Here is a 12,888-nt window from a genome sequence, read left to right on the forward strand (position 1 = left end):
TCCAATTGCGTCTAATTAATTTTTACATCAATATGTTTTTAAAATCTATCTTTAAATCTTCAAATATGCCGACTTTAACAGTATCATCAAAGCTGTATTGATCTACCTCACTGTATTCATCATTCTGATTCATTTTAAAAACTATAATGCTTTTTTTATGTGGATTCACAATCCAGTATTCTTTTACACCAGAGCTTTGATATAAATTCACTTTTACAACGTAATCTCTTGACAAAGAAGATGGTGAGGCTATCTCTATTATCATATCCGGAGCGCCATCACATCCTTTATCATTTAACTTTTTCTCATCACATACAATAGATATATCAGGTTGTACTCTGCTTACCTTATTATTTTTATCTTTTAGCCGGACGTCAAAGGGCGCAGAATAAACTTTGCATTTTCCCCCATTTGAAGCAATATAATTATATATTAAAACTGACAATTGCATTGAAACTTCTTGATGTACCCTTAATGGTGGAGCCATCACATATATCTGTCCATCAATCAATTCAACTCTTTCATCTTCCGGCCAGTTTTCATAATCTTCTTCTGTATAATTATTTTTTATTATTTTACTCATATCTACATCACCTATTTTGATTATATCATAATCATAAATGACGTAATACAAATTTATAATGCCATTACTGCTATATGCTTCCTTGCCACATGCTATATTTTACTCTACTTAAGTCTTCTCCATCTTCAGGCTTCCTAAATACAAATAAATGCTCATGCATTATTAAATAAAAATTATATTTTTCCACCTGACTTTCCCAATATGGTGTTGATTTACAATTATGTTGTACTTTTATAATATCTTCCTTCAATATAAAGCCATTTTTTAGAAAAAGTTGCATCACATAAAAAGCCAGCGGAACATAATGGCCGCTTTTTCTTGTATCGCCTATCAATATCGCACAATACCCATTATTTTTTAAAACCCTGAAAAGCTCTAAAACACCTTTTTCCAACTCATTTAAAAACTTCTTTACTCCTGAAATGTTTGATAAATCACCATCTATATCACCGTTTGAATATTTTATAATATTTAGATATGGAGGATGCGTTACAACTAAATCAATACTGCCGTCATCGATTTTTTTAAGGTCTCTAATATCTCCTACTTCTACAGCAGGTTCAAACTTGTATTTATTTCCTTTAATATCACCAAAATCAATGTTTCGCTTTGCTATTTTCACCGCATCAGGATTGATATCAAAGCCGATACCCTTCCTATTTAGTAATTTTGCCTCTACCAAAGTAGTACCACTTCCAACCATGGGATCTAAAACAACATCGTTTTCTTTTGAATAGCGAAGTATTACATTTCTTGGAACCTGCGGTGCAAAATTTCCTCTGTATTTTCCATTATGTGTTGCCCAATCTCCTCTTTCTGGAAATGACCAAACAGTTGTTATTTCTTTTTTGAAATTTATATTTTCCATAAAATTTCCTCCAACAAACCTTTCCGAACAAAATATAGATTTAATAGGTAATTAACTCGTTCAAAACCTTTATGCAATTGATTTTTTTGACCTCTCCAGCCAACCCCATCAGTTATCCAGATGAATTCAAAGCCATTTTCTTTCAGCTCATTTTGCCTTTCTATATATGAATCAACTATTTCTTGAGGTTTTGAGCCTGTCCCTGAATAAAAATTGACTTCTACATTTATAACTTTATTTCCATCTTTTATTATGATAAAATCAGCTTTTCTGTTCTTAATTGAAGAATTTACACGTATATTATAATTATTTTCTAAGTACTGAAACTTTTTTTGAAACAATATATCAAAAGAACTTTTTCCTTTAGATGCTATTTTTTCAATCATCGGCTTTAACATCAATTCCATAGCATCTCCACTTCTATTCTTACGTGCATTGGTATCCATGCCAACTTCGACACCTAAGACGTAATCTTGTACACTTCTTGAAGATAATTCAAGGAAAAATCTCTTTAAACCAGTTTTTTCAAAGAACTCAACAATATTTTCAATATCTTTATTTGTTAACGTCTTTTTATTAAAATCATAATGAACTATGTTAAAACGTTCATCATTAAAATCATCAATAACTGTCAGCTTTTGTTCTCGTATTGCTAATAAAATCGGGATAGTAGAAATGACTTGAGGATAACTTAACAAAATTCTCCTTAAATCGTCATCAAATTGTTTATTTCCAATCAATGTGTTTAGAATATTAAATTCAATCTTATACTTATCAACGTGTCTTTTTACTTTCTCCCAATCCACAAAAAATTTGTAGTTTCTATTTGTATCAACTAATGTATTGTGAAATTCTTCTATGACTTCTTCTAAATTTTCCATTCTTAAAAAATCAAAATAGATTGAATCCATACTATGCCCCCTCATTTAATTCCAGTTTATCTATAATTTCTAATTATAAGTTCATTAATTGGCCCCCGCCCATTACCTTTGCTATTAATGTATCTTTTTGCGCTGACTCTCTCTATAATAAATTCTTCATACAATTTATCAAAAAAATCATCATCTTTATCAATGTTTTTAGGATCTGAATTGCTTAATATTAAATAAGCTCCTTTTTTATCCATCTCTTTAAAGTACTCAGACAACCTAACTTGATCGCCATCATCAAATCCCAATTCATTGTATGATGTAAAATTAGAAGTCGAACTTAGTGGGCGATATGGCGGATCGAGGTATACAAGGCTGCTTTTCTTTATAAACTTTTTCGATTCTTCAAAATCTGCACATATAATCTCCGTATTTATTAATGCTTTATTAACCTCATATAAATTTTCTTTATCACAGATTTTAGGTTTACTATATTTGCCAAATGGTACATTAAAATCTCCATTTTTGTTTAATCTATATAAACCATTAAAACATGTCTTGTTTAAAAAAATCAAGTAAGAAGCTCTTTTTATCCAGTCAGAATTATACATAAAATAATTAAATGTATCTTTTTGAGTGTTATACTCTTCTCTAACATTGTAATAAAATTCTTTTCTTTCCTCATCTGATAATTTTAAATATCTACTTTCGATATCTTCTAATTCGAATATTAAATCTTCTACATTATTTTGTATGGCTTTATATCCTACAATTAACTCTTTATTCGAATCTATCAAAAAAGTTTCTTTTACGTTATAATTATTTTTTAAAAAAAAGAAAAAGGCTCCTCCACCTACAAAAGGTTCAATATAACTTTCTATCTCGTGTTTCTGCATTATTTGTAATGGCAATCTGCTATTTAGCTCATTTAAAAGTTGAGTTTTGCCTCCAGCCCATTTTAAAAAAGGTTTTGCGCTAATTTTTGAATATTTTTTATCTTCAAAACCATTTATCAAAACTTGTTCATTCATTGTAAAATCCCATCCAATCGTTCATTCTTCATGTCTTCTATATTATATCATAAATCATTTTGTATAAACAATTTCAGCATCCACCTACGTAAAAGATGGAAATACGTGGTCATCGCTGGCTCTACCAGTCAAAAGGTATCTCTCAAGTTCTTCGATATTGTACTTTCTCTGTGGATATGAGTTGAAGTAGTTTCGCGGTACTTCATAATCACGTTTCGGCTGTTGTGCGCTTTCTATTTGTGAAAACAGTTCTTTTTCTTTAACGTAGTTTTCCGCCACTTTCTCTAAAAATTTTGCTGGATACTTTATTTCTTTTCCTTTCATCCTAGAAAGGCAGATCTTCACATCGTCGTCACTAAGATCGTATTTGCTTTTAATGGTATTTATCAAGGCGTTCGGTACTGACGTATCGCCTTTAAGCTTAACATTTTTTGATGTGCTTTGCTTCTCCGTTTCAAATTTTTTTACCGTAGAAAAATCCTCATAATTGATAGATCGATCTATCATATCATTTTTATCAATCCATCTATCTGATTGATATGATTTATATATATTATTACTCATTGTATATATGTCGTCACTTTTTGAAACTGGTGATTTTTCAATGGTTTCAGAAAATGATGATCCACCCTCACGTTTACTAAACTGTGATGTGGTTTCACTTTCTGAAAGCCCATTTAAATTAAGTGATTTAAGCCAATCCTCGTATGTAAAATATTGGCATGTTTCTTTGTCATAAGCATACGTCACATTTTTGTCACTTTCATTTTTTGAAATCATGTAGTACTTTTTTATCCTGCCTAAGTCTGTGTTATCAATAAAGCATACAACGAGCTTTTTGTCGATTAATTTTTTGATTGTCTCCGAAATCGCACCGGCTGATAGTCCTGTACCATTGTCTAACCTCTTTTTAGCATCGTCAAGTTTGCCGTTTTGAAATTCATCTGTCGTTATGTGTACTGGAAATTTATCAGCGTACTTTAGCAGAAATAACAGAAGTTTTATCTCGCTTCCAGAAAGGCTATCTAAATTTTCGTATATATAATCTATCCCTAACATCTATATCCTCTCCCTATATTTTATTTTCGGTTTCATTTATAATATAGGGAAAGTTTAAAAATCTTATATGCGTTTTAAAAATTTTTTTGGCTTACGATTTTTTTGATATAGACTGATTCATATTCGTCTTCCAAAATGTCCATGATTATTTCATCATACCTTTCACCTGCAATTTTTTTCGCTCCTCTTATCCTTCCTGCCTCCTTGAAGCCAACTTTTTTGTAGCAAGATATGGCCGGTTTATTGTAAGAGTAAACTCTTAAATAAATATTGTGCATATTGAGGATATTGAATCCAAAATCAAGTGCCAGTTTAAGCGCATCTTGACCATAACCTTTGCTCCAATATTCTTTATTGCCAATAAATAATCCTACTTCAGCAACTCCATTTATATAATCTATTTTAGGAAATCCGATATTGCCTATAAGCTCATCTCTCTTAATATCTACTATGGCAAAATTGTAATCTTTAGAAAGGCCTTCCACGAGTTCTTTTTCTCTTTCTTTAGTAACGATCTGTGATGCGAAAATCATTCCCGCTGCAACTTCCATGTCATTAATCCACTCTACATATTTCTCATAGTCATCCACATTCATCGGCGATAGATAACATTTTTCTCCTATTAATTTCTTATAATACAATTTCATCTCACCTCACATTAAATGTTAAAACAATTTTATTCCTGTAGGTTAAACGTGTCAAGAAATTTACTTTCATCAAACCCGCATAAATTATATTTAAGATTTAAAACTAATAGTGACACTTGTATGGATGTGGGGATGTTGTGTATGAAAAGCGTAACGATTAAGGAACTTTTTTCAACCATGTTTTTATTTGAAATAGGAAATACTATTTTATTTGCACATGGAATATCAGCAAAGCAAGATTCATGGATAGCGGTTTTGCTGGCAATGATCTCAGCCATACCGCTTTTGTATTTGTATATCTTTTTATACAACACATACAAGGTCAATCTAACTGAAATATTGAAAATAAGCTTTGGAAAGATCATTGGAAAAATGATATCAATAATCTACATGTTTTACTTTTTTTACATGGCAGCTCGCGTCACAAGGGATTATTTAGAGCTAAGCACAGGCAGTATTTTCCCTTTATCACCTATTAAATTTATAGCTATATTCTTGATAATTGTAACAATATATTTCTTGTTGTTTGACATAAGCGTAACATTAAAAGTAGCCAGCATGTTGCTGCCTTTTTTTCTATCCTTAGTATCAGTAGTTTTTATCTTTGCTTTTACCATACCAGGTTATAGCTTCAGCAAGATCTTTCCGGTATTTGCAGGTGGAATAATGCCTATATTAAAAGCAGCATACCCACGAATACTTACTTTTCCTTTTGGCGAGATGTTCGCCTTTATGATGGTATTTCCAGAATTAAAATGCGGAAAAGATTTATTCAAGTACTCTTCTCTTGTTTATTTGATTACTGGAATTTTACTTGCATTCAATGATATAAACATGATATCTGCGATAGGCGTCAAAGAAGCATCCAGAGTAAATTTCCCATTTTACACTGTAACGCGACTTATTACATTAGGCTTTTTTAGAAATTTGGATTCTTTATACATAGCCCTTATGATAATAGGCAATTTAATCAAGATAATCATTTTTGCCTTTGCCGGTTTAAAAGCATGTCAATCCGTTTTTGAGATTAAAGAATATAAATTTTTGCTTATACCCATTGGTGCAATCATATATGCCTTGTCAATTGTCACAGCAGAATCGTATTTTGTTCAAGTACCCATAGAGCTTCCTATAATGGCCCTTTACGTTCATATTCCATTGCAAATAATAATACCTATTCTTTTATTGATAATTTATTTTCTAAAAAGGCATAAACTTCATTCTTAACTTGATTTTGCCACCTTTATGTTATATCATAGCCTTAAGGGGTGGTGTAAATGATTAAACGAGTTTTAGGAAATACCGGCGAAGAACTTTCAATAATAGGATTTGGCGGTATACTGGTCATGAATATGGAGCAAAGCAAAGCTAATGACTTGGTATCTTACGCTATAGATCAAGGAATAAACTACTTTGATGTGTCACCAAGCTATGGCGATGCAGAGATTAAACTTGGAAATGCTTTGGTCGGCAAAAGAGAAAAAATATTCTTGGCATGTAAAACCGACGGTCGCACAGAAGAAAGTGCTTTAAAGGAAATGACAGAATCTTTTAAAAGGCTAAAAACTGACTATTTTGATTTATATCAATTGCATGAAATGAAGACAGATGATGATTACAATAAAGCTATAAGTCCTGGAGGAGTATTAGAGCTTTTAGACAAAGCTAAAAAAGATGGAAAGATAAGATATACAGGATTTTCTGCACATTCTGTCGATATTGCTTTAAAGCTTATGGATGCCTTTGACTTCGATGCAATATTGTTTCCTGTGAATTTCGTGAATTATTTTAATGGCAACTTTGGACCTCAAGTTATTGAAAAAGCAATTTCAAAAAATATAGGCAGGCTTGCAATAAAAGCAATGGCATTTACGACAAAATCTCAATACGATACATCACATCCAAAAACATGGTATATGCCAATTGAGGATAAAGAAATCGCAAAATTAGCATTGAGATTTACATTGTCACAGCCAATAACCGCTGCTATACCTCCTGGCGATGAATCGTATTTCCCATTGGCACTGGAAGTGGCAGAAAACTTTAGAGAAATCACAGATGATGAAATCAATCATCTAAAAGAAATCGCTAAAGGCGTTACACCTATATTTCATGCATAAAAAGACCTCCAACCACACATTGCTGCCAAGGGTGGTTGGAGGTTTATTCTAAATTATGTGGAGGAGTATATTAATGAATGCAGCAATGATAATAAGGGAGCAGAAAAGGAATAATCTTATAGATATTGGCAAGAAATACTCGGAAATTATTAGCGATGTTTTACATCCTATGTGTGCTATTATAATCGGTTCAGTTGCCAGAGGAGATTTTAACGATAGTAGTGATATTGATGTAATATTAATATCTGATAAAATACCTGGTAATTATAAGGAAAGGATGAAACTATTATACGATCATGTTTTTGATGCAATTGAACCAAAGGGCTATAACACCAATGAATTTAAATTGCTGTATTTTAAAAAAATCCTATTTCTGTGGAAGCAATTGAAAAGGGTATTGTAATTTATGATGATGGAATATGGGATAAATTAAAAAAAGATATTTTTTCGGAAAAGGTTGGAGAAGTCCAATAAAAAACGGCTATCATAGCCGTAATCAGCACACATTTCAATTCTTTTTATTTATAAAATCACTTGGTGATTTTAGGATTTTGATTGGTATTGAAAATAAAAATTTATTTAATTCGCTTATCAATTCTTCTGTTATTTTGAATGATTTCTCTAATAACCCAATGTTTTTATTTCTTGATATAAAGTCATCTTTTAGCTCTATCTCGGTCTTACAATCTTGACATCTTATTCTAATTATTTTTTCATCGCCATTGTAGTAAATCACATGGTTAGTATTTTTATCGCAGTGTAAGCAAAACAGGTCGGCTTCCATATACTTTATCATATAAACACCTCTTGTAAACTATTCTTGATTTTTTCTATATAATTCGAATAGTTTACAATATTATCATTAAACAATGATGATGTTCCTAAAACTAATACATTCGCACCCGCTTCAACAACTTTTGGAATTGTTTTTTCATTTATACTGCCGTCAACTTCAATCAGAGGATTTATATTTTCATTAGAACAAATTTCTTTTACCCTTTTGATTTTTTCAACAACATATGGTTTAAAACTTTGACCGCTAAAACCTGGATTAACTGTCATCATAAGCACCATATCTAAATCTTTTAATATATTCTTTATAACTTCAATCGGTGTATCAGGACTTATCGCTATAGATGCTTTTATGCCTTCATCTTTGATTAATCTTACCAGTTTATAATATTCTTTTGTAGTTTCCGCATGAAAAGAAATAAATTCAGGTTTTAGAGGCAAAAACATCTTGATATATTTCTCAGGTTCTACAGTCGCTAAGTGTATATCAAGCGGAATTTTTGTAAATTTTTTTATTCTTTCTATAACATAGGGTCCCATAGCTAAATTATTTACAAAAACCCCATCCATAACATCACAATGAAGCATATCAATATGCGCATCTTCTAATCTTTTTAATTCATTTTTTAGTTCAAGTTGATTTGCACACATTATCGATGCAGCAAATCTTATCATCAATATCAATCCTTTATTGTTTTATTTTAATCTTTCATTGAGAGCCATCCAATCTTCAGCAAATTTTTTTATGCTTTTATCAGTTAAGTAATTGTTGAACATATCACAAAAAAGTTCGTATGAAATTGTAACAGAATGCGCACCTGCTTTAATAGTACGAATTATTTGTTCTACATTTCTAAAGCTTGCAGCCAATATTTTTGTCTCAATGCAATTCATTTCATATATATTTCTTATTTCTCTTATTGTCTCAATAGCATCTATTCCATTTTGCTCCATTCTATTTATATACGGAGCAATATAATCAGCTCCTGCAATAGCAGAAATAATTGCTTGACTTGTATTAAATACTGCTGTTGCAAGAGTCTTTACAGAACTCTTCTTAAGTTCTTGAATCGCTTTAATGCCATCAGGAGTCACAGGTATTTTTATTCCAATTCTTTTGCTATCAAAGCTTAATAATTCTCTTACTTCAATCATAATATCTCTATATTTATCTGATACGGTTTGCACAAATAATAACCCATTACTGTTTTCTAATATAGCTTTTATAGTATCGCTTCTCGATTTTCCACATTTTAAAAGTATAGATGGATTTGTCGTTACACCTGTTAATATCCCGATATCAAAGCCCTGTTTTATTTGCTCAATGTCCGCTGTATCTAAAAATAGATCCAACTATAATTCCTCCAAACTATTTTATACTATACTTCTTTTCAATTTCAGTTATCTTATCTATTCTTCTTTGATGCCTTCCACCACTAAATTTGGCATTAAGCCATTCATCTACTATCATTAAAGCAAGTCCTGGACCTGTTACCCTTCCTCCAAGGCATATTATGTTTGCATTGTTGTGTTCTTTGCAAGCTCTTGCTGAAAATACATCTCCTACCACAGCAGCTCTTATTCCTGGAACCTTATTTGCAGCAATTGATATTCCTATGCCTGTGCCACAACATAATATGCCTAAGTCACTTTCTCTATTTCTTATACTCTCTGCTACTTTTAGTGCATATTCAGGGTAATCTACAGATTCTTCTGAGTATGTGCCAAAATCTTTATATTCTATATTTTTCTCTTCTAAATGCTTCTTTATTATCTCCTTTAGTTCGTACCCTCCATGATCACAGCCTAATGATATTATCATATATATCATCCTTCCCCTTTTAATGCGCTATATATTTCTCTTAGATTTTTTTCTATTTCATTATTCTTAAATATTGATGAACCCATAACTACATCTGTAACACCCAATTTTACTATCTCTTCTACGTTATCTTTGTTTATTCCACCGTCCACCTGGATCGAGAAATTATAGTTATATTTTTCTTTAATTGTCACAAGATCTTTTAGCTTGTTTTTCATTTCTTCTATAAAGTTTTGCCCGCCAAATCCCGGTTCCACTGTCATAATCAGTACCTTATCTATTAATTTATATAGATAACGTAATGCTTCTAAAGGTGTCGCAGGATTTAAAGCAATGCCAGCACTAACACCGTATTTCTTTATAAGTTCTATCGTTCTGTAAAGATGAGGACATGATTCCGCATGCACTGTTATATTATCAGCTCCTGCATCTACAAACCTTTCAATAAATTTATCTGGATCATTTATCATTAAATGCATGTCAAATTTCATTTCTGTTATTTCTCTAATTGCCCTTATTTGATCAATTCCAAATGCTATATTAGGCACAAAGTTACCATCCATAACATCGATGTGTATCGATGTTATGGAGTTCTTTTCAAGAGTTTTAATATCTTTTTCTATATTACAGAAATTCGCAGACAATATTGATGGGTTTATTATTGGATTCATTTTTATCACCTATCATATTTTTAATTTTGCGTTCTCCCAATCTTTAAGGAATCTTTCTATACCTATATCTGTAAGTGGATGCTTTACCATTTGCATTATAACTTTGCATGGTACCGTGGCAATATCTGCTCCTAATTTTGCGGCTTTCAATACATGCATTGGTGTTCTTACGCTTGCTACTATGATTTCTGTTTTAATTCCATAATTTTTAAATATCTGGACAATTTCAGATATCAATGATATTCCATCTGTACTTATGTCATCTAATCTTCCTACAAATGGGCTCACATAAGTTGCACCTGCACGTGCAGCAAGAAGTGCTTGTGTGGCTGAAAATACCAGTGTAACATTGGTCTTTATTCCTTCTTTTGATAGTGTATTTACTGCTTTTAACCCTTCCGCTGTCATAGGTATTTTTATTACAATATTTTTATGAATTTTTGCAAGCTCCCTTGCTTCTTTTATCATTCCTTCTGAGTCAGTGCTTATTACTTCTGCACTTATTGGGCCATCTACTATTGTCGTTATTTCTTTAACAACCTCAATAAAATCTCTTCCTTCTTTTGCAATTAATGAAGGATTTGTTGTGACACCAGATATTACACCTAATTTATTGGCTTCTCTTATTTCATCAACATTAGCCGTATCAATGAAAAATTTCATAATTGATTCCTCCTATATTAAATTAATGATTTTGCAGTCTTTATTATATTTGCAGTTGATATTCCATAATGTTCAAGTAGTTCTTTTGGTTCACCTGATTGTCCGAATACATCATTTATTCCTATCATTTTAACTTTTGTTGGATACTCTTGCGAAAGAACTTCGCATACAGCAGATCCTAATCCTCCTATTATACTGTGCTCCTCTACTGTTACTATTCTGCATGTTTTCTGTGCAGTTCTAATTATCAATTCTTTATCTATTGGTTTTATTGTATGAATGTTTATTACTTCAGCATCTATTCCATCTTTTTTTAATTCTTCTGCAGCATCGATTGCCATGGATACTGTTATACCGGTAGCTATTATCGTTATATCTTTTCCATTTTTTATTACTTCGCCTTTACCTAACTGAAATTTGTAGCTGTCGTCATGAATTGTAGGAACTGCCATTCTGCCAAGTCTTATATATACAGGTCCTTTGTATTCAGCTGCAGCTAAGATAGCACTTTTAGTTTCTATATCATCTGAAGGGTTTATTACCACCATGTTTGGTATTGATCTCATCAATGAAATATCTTCTATTGACTGGTGTGTTGCACCATCTTCTCCTACAGTTATTCCAGCATGTGTAGCTGCTATTTTTACGTTTAGCTTTGGATATGCTACCGAATTTCTGATTTGTTCATATGCTCTACCTGTTGCAAAAATTGCAAATGTGCTTGCAAATGGAATCTTACCGCATGTAGCAAGTCCTGCTGCTGTTCCTATCATATCAGCTTCTGCTATGCCGATGTTGAAAAATCTCTCCGGCGATACTTTTTGAAATTCTGCAGTTTTAGTAGATTTGGATAAATCCGCATCTAAAACTACAACATCCTTATTTATTTTACTTAATTCAACTAATGCTTCGCCATATGCTTCTCTAGTTGCTTTATTCATCAAGCTTCACCTCTTTCTATTTCTTCTAAAGCTTTCTCGGCTTCTTCTTTTTTTGGTGCAACACCATGCCAACCAACTTGATTCTCCATGAAGGATACTCCTTTTCCCTTTATGGTTTTTGCAATTATTATTGTAGGTTTATCTTTAGTTGTTTTTGCTTCTTCCAATGCTTTATCCAGTTCTTCAAAGTTATGCCCATCTGCTTCAATTACATTCCATCCAAATGCTTTAAATTTCTCATCAATCGGTTGTATATTCATTACATCTTCGTTTCTGCCATCAATCTGCAGACCATTGTTATCTAATATTGCTGTTAAATTGTCCAATTTATAATGTGCGGCTGTCATTGCAGCTTCCCATATTTGACCTTCTTCTATTTCACCATCGCCTAATATTACATATACTCTATAGTCTTTTCTATCAAGTTTAGCTGCAAGTGCCATTCCATTCGCTGCAGAAAGACCTTGTCCTAATGAACCTGTTGTCATGTCCAGTCCAGGTGTTGATTTCATGTCAGGATGTCCCTGTAACATCGAATTTATTTTCCTTAATTTTTTTAGCTCTTCTTTAGAAAAATATCCTCTTTCACTTAAAACTGCATATAGTGCTGGAGCTGCATGACCTTTTGATAACACTAATCTATCTCTATCTTCATACTTTGGATTATTAGGATCAATATTCATTTTTTCAAAATATAATATTGTAAGGATATCGGTACAGGATAGAGATCCTCCTGGATGACCTGAACCAGACTCTGCCAGCATCTCAATTATATCTTTTCTTATTTCTTTTGCTTTTTCTTTTAGCAATGCTATATTCACT

At 31.9% G+C, this 12,888-nt stretch carries 17 protein-coding genes; 3 read left to right on the forward strand and 14 right to left on the reverse strand.

Annotated features, from left to right (window positions below; translation table 11 throughout):
- Positions 1 to 22 precede the first annotated feature (22 nt).
- The 6 genes from JJQ93_RS05565 to JJQ93_RS05590 form a co-directional block, all read right to left on the reverse strand.
- On the reverse strand, positions 23 to 583 hold the full coding sequence (locus tag JJQ93_RS05565) for a Uma2 family endonuclease (RefSeq protein WP_274893013.1): 561 nt from the start codon (positions 581 to 583) through the stop codon (positions 23 to 25).
- Between the two features lie 70 nt (positions 584 to 653).
- Positions 654 to 1,451, reverse strand: a complete 798-nt coding sequence (locus tag JJQ93_RS05570; protein ID WP_085113308.1) for a TRM11 family SAM-dependent methyltransferase — start codon at positions 1,449 to 1,451, stop codon at positions 654 to 656.
- Positions 1,439 to 2,362, reverse strand: coding sequence for a type II restriction endonuclease (locus JJQ93_RS05575; RefSeq protein WP_274893014.1), 924 nt, complete (start codon positions 2,360 to 2,362; stop codon positions 1,439 to 1,441). Before JJQ93_RS05575 ends, JJQ93_RS05570 begins: the two co-directional genes overlap by 13 nt.
- A 26-nt stretch (positions 2,363 to 2,388) precedes the next feature.
- A complete protein-coding gene (locus tag JJQ93_RS05580) occupies positions 2,389 to 3,351 on the reverse strand; it encodes a DNA adenine methylase (RefSeq protein WP_274893015.1) in 963 nt (320 codons plus the stop codon).
- Positions 3,352 to 3,435: 84 nt separating this feature from the next.
- Positions 3,436 to 4,410, reverse strand: a complete 975-nt coding sequence (locus JJQ93_RS05585) for a hypothetical protein (RefSeq protein ID WP_274893016.1) — start codon at positions 4,408 to 4,410, stop codon at positions 3,436 to 3,438.
- A gap of 74 nt (positions 4,411 to 4,484) precedes the next feature.
- Positions 4,485 to 5,057 (reverse strand): GNAT family N-acetyltransferase, encoded by a 573-nt coding sequence (locus tag JJQ93_RS05590; protein ID WP_274893017.1) that lies wholly within the window; start codon positions 5,055 to 5,057, stop codon positions 4,485 to 4,487.
- Positions 5,058 to 5,198: 141 nt separating this feature from the next.
- Here JJQ93_RS05590 and JJQ93_RS05595 point away from each other — a divergent pair, with 141 nt between their 5' ends.
- The 3 genes from JJQ93_RS05595 to JJQ93_RS05605 all read left to right on the forward strand — a co-directional run bounded on the left by JJQ93_RS05595 (position 5,199) and on the right by JJQ93_RS05605 (position 7,580).
- The gene (locus JJQ93_RS05595) at positions 5,199 to 6,284 is read left to right on the forward strand and encodes a GerAB/ArcD/ProY family transporter (protein ID WP_274893018.1); all 1,086 of its coding nucleotides are present in this window, start codon (positions 5,199 to 5,201) and stop codon (positions 6,282 to 6,284) included.
- 50 nt (positions 6,285 to 6,334) lie between these two features.
- Positions 6,335 to 7,177: an aldo/keto reductase gene (locus JJQ93_RS05600; RefSeq protein WP_274893019.1), complete on the forward strand. Its 843-nt coding sequence runs from the start codon at positions 6,335 to 6,337 to the stop codon at positions 7,175 to 7,177.
- 73 nt (positions 7,178 to 7,250) lie between these two features.
- Positions 7,251 to 7,580 (forward strand): nucleotidyltransferase domain-containing protein, encoded by a 330-nt coding sequence (locus JJQ93_RS05605; RefSeq protein WP_274893020.1) that lies wholly within the window; start codon positions 7,251 to 7,253, stop codon positions 7,578 to 7,580.
- Between the two features lie 105 nt (positions 7,581 to 7,685).
- Here the strand turns inward: JJQ93_RS05605 and JJQ93_RS05610 are convergent, their stop codons facing one another.
- The 8 genes from JJQ93_RS05610 to JJQ93_RS05645 are packed head-to-tail and all read right to left on the reverse strand — an operon-like array spanning position 7,686 to position 12,887.
- Entirely contained in the window at positions 7,686 to 7,973 is a 288-nt protein-coding gene (locus JJQ93_RS05610; RefSeq protein ID WP_209453335.1) for a hypothetical protein, read from the reverse strand.
- Positions 7,970 to 8,644, reverse strand: coding sequence for a ribulose-phosphate 3-epimerase (gene rpe, locus JJQ93_RS05615; RefSeq protein ID WP_274893021.1), 675 nt, complete (start codon positions 8,642 to 8,644; stop codon positions 7,970 to 7,972). Before rpe (JJQ93_RS05615) ends, JJQ93_RS05610 begins: the two co-directional genes overlap by 4 nt.
- Before the next feature lie 21 nt (positions 8,645 to 8,665).
- A complete protein-coding gene (locus JJQ93_RS05620) occupies positions 8,666 to 9,322 on the reverse strand; it encodes a transaldolase family protein (protein WP_274893022.1) in 657 nt (218 codons plus the stop codon).
- A 16-nt stretch (positions 9,323 to 9,338) separates the two neighbouring features.
- On the reverse strand, positions 9,339 to 9,788 hold the full coding sequence (rpiB, locus tag JJQ93_RS05625) for a ribose 5-phosphate isomerase B (protein WP_274894062.1): 450 nt from the start codon (positions 9,786 to 9,788) through the stop codon (positions 9,339 to 9,341).
- Positions 9,789 to 9,796: 8 nt separating this feature from the next.
- On the reverse strand, positions 9,797 to 10,462 hold the full coding sequence (gene rpe, locus JJQ93_RS05630; protein WP_274893023.1) for a ribulose-phosphate 3-epimerase: 666 nt from the start codon (positions 10,460 to 10,462) through the stop codon (positions 9,797 to 9,799).
- A 12-nt stretch (positions 10,463 to 10,474) separates the two neighbouring features.
- A complete protein-coding gene (gene fsa, locus JJQ93_RS05635) occupies positions 10,475 to 11,125 on the reverse strand; it encodes a fructose-6-phosphate aldolase (protein ID WP_274893024.1) in 651 nt (216 codons plus the stop codon).
- A 17-nt stretch (positions 11,126 to 11,142) separates the two neighbouring features.
- A complete protein-coding gene (locus tag JJQ93_RS05640; RefSeq protein WP_274893025.1) occupies positions 11,143 to 12,066 on the reverse strand; it encodes a transketolase family protein in 924 nt (307 codons plus the stop codon).
- Positions 12,066 to 12,887, reverse strand: coding sequence for a transketolase (locus JJQ93_RS05645; protein WP_274893026.1), 822 nt, complete (start codon positions 12,885 to 12,887; stop codon positions 12,066 to 12,068). The genes JJQ93_RS05640 and JJQ93_RS05645 overlap by 1 nt, the downstream gene beginning before the upstream one ends.
- Position 12,888: the final 1 nt, after the last annotated feature.

Source organism: Thermoanaerobacterium sp. R66 (assembly GCF_028895185.1).
Classification (GTDB): domain Bacteria; phylum Bacillota; class Thermoanaerobacteria; order Thermoanaerobacterales; family Thermoanaerobacteraceae; genus Thermoanaerobacterium.